Annotated in this window: 2 protein-coding genes; both read left to right on the forward strand. The window is 51.8% G+C overall.

Annotated elements, in window-relative coordinates; translation table 11 throughout:
* The first annotated feature begins 87 nt into the window (after positions 1–87).
* A complete protein-coding gene (locus RR842_RS14325) occupies positions 88–507 on the forward strand; it encodes an SbcC/MukB-like Walker B domain-containing protein (RefSeq protein WP_332730253.1) in 420 nt (139 codons plus the stop codon).
* Complete coding sequence (locus RR842_RS14330; protein WP_332522253.1) at positions 500–1831, forward strand: Wadjet anti-phage system protein JetD domain-containing protein; 1332 nt, start codon at positions 500–502, stop codon at positions 1829–1831. The genes RR842_RS14325 and RR842_RS14330 overlap by 8 nt, the downstream gene beginning before the upstream one ends.
* The last annotated feature ends 193 nt before the right edge of the window (positions 1832–2024 follow it).

The raw sequence follows: 2024 nt of genomic DNA on the forward strand, positions 1-2024 counted from the left end.
TGGTATTTCCACAGTCAATTCTTTCAGATAACGTTCTGAAAGACATCCCATCACATAAAGTTTTTCTAGAGATCCATTTTCCTTTGCTTGTGCAAATTCCAAAATCATATTGATAGATTCTTCCTTTGCATCACCGATGAAACCGGTGCCGAGCAAATGCTCTCGCGGACCATCCGCAAGAAGTCGGGCGGCGAAACACAAACACCTTTCTACATCGCGGTACTCGCCTCGTTTGTCCAGCTCTACCGTGCAACCGATACCTCGGTTGCCGGCAACACGCTTCGACTTGTGGTGTTCGACGAAGCCTTTAGCAAAATGGACGGCGGGCGCATTGCCGAAAGCATCAGACTTGCGCGCGACATGCAGCTTCAGATTGTTATCTGCACACCCCCCGACAAGGCACCCTACATCATGCCGCAAGCAGACCGCACGCTCATCGTGCACAAAAACCTGCGGAAACGCCGCATGTCCATCATACCTGCGGCAAAGGGTCAATCTCATGAATGAAACGCAAGACCGGTACTTTCAACGCAAGATACTGGAGTGCCTCCTTGTGAGCTACGAAAGACGGCTACACAGGGCACGAGCGCGCCAAGCGGCACCTGCCTTCGTCGAGCAGGGTGCCACGAAACCCGAAGCTGGCAACACGCTCGACCAGCACAAACCGTCGCAGCGCAGGATTATCGTTCACCCGCTAAAAGACGCGAGGCTGGGCTACCGCTACGAGAATGCCGACACCCGAGATGCATTCAACCGCGCAACAATTGCCCTAGGAGATTACTCTTTTATAGGATACGCTTGGGAGCGCAACGGGTACCTGGTCAAAGATATCTGGTTGATTCCTGACCGCTTGGAGGAAATCTACCATTTCATTGGAAGGATGTCTCCTGACGAAGAGCGAAAACGTCTCCGCGAGCGCATCTATGAGGCTTTGCCCTCCTGCAGTGCCTCGTGGGTGCATCTTTACCTCGAAGAGGTCACTGCCCGCATCGAAGCCGAAAAGCCCTTTCCTGCTTGGTGCAAAAAGGGAGAGGAGCACTTTGCAGGCATGCTGAACTTGTTCGCCAAGTACAGTAAATACCACGTCGACGGCATAGGCAAGCGCAAGCTCAGCATCGAGTGCTGGAATGACTCCAAGCGTTTCGAGCAAGATTTCGAAACAGAATTCCTACGAATAGCCGAGCGATACCACCTCGACCTCCAGGATACTGGCGAAGACCCCAATTTCGGCGCAGCAGACAAACTTAGAGTCCTTGGCATTTACGGCAACAACGATATATTCGAGTTTGCCGGCCCGCTACTCGCGAGCAACAGTAAAGGAACCTGTGATGTTACCTGCTTTTCGGACACAGGTATTGCCTTGCCAAGCAGTTCCATAACACGTGACTTGGTTTTTCATGCACCAGGCACCCGCCTCGTCACGCTCATCGAGAATAAAGCGAACTACGAAGACTATTTACGCACCAGCCGGGCAGAAGACGAGATTGTTGTTTACCAGGGCGGCTTTATGGGGCCTCGGCAACGCGCTTTTCTGGCGAAGCTATGCGAGGCAACACAAAAAGAGGCTGTCTATAGGTTTTGGGGGGACATTGATCTCGGAGGGTTTCGTATGTTCGCGCAGATCAAAAGCATAGAGCCGCGTCTGGAGCCGTACCGCATGGGCGCAAACGAAGTAGAGCGCTATTATACGCAGGGTCTCCCCCGTAGCGAAGCCTATTTAAAGAAGCTTGCAGCCCTAACCCAACAAGAATACTACGCGATATTTAAAGAGGCCATCGACATCATCCTTGCCAAGAAAGTAACCATCGAACAGGAAGTCATGCTGAAGTAGTTCCTCTCAGGCGCAACAGACCATCCAACTGAAGATCGGATTACCGGCAACGAGGCCGCTCATGGGAAAGTTCATATGCTCGCAAATGAAGGATCTGAACACTATGACCTGTACCAAGATTTCGGACACAGAGGTTAGAGAATTTATGTCGCCTTCTGCATAGTGGACTGCATTGAGGCCGTACGCTTGAAGA

It is taken from the genome of Gordonibacter sp., assembly GCF_036667095.1.
GTDB lineage: Bacteria > Actinomycetota > Coriobacteriia > Coriobacteriales > Eggerthellaceae > Gordonibacter.

Bases quoted from the DNA above. Each gene is read 5' to 3' on its own strand.
- RR842_RS14330 (WP_332522253.1), top strand. From the start codon at position 500: ATGAATGAAACGCAAGACCGGTACTTTCAACGCAAGATACTGGAGTGC.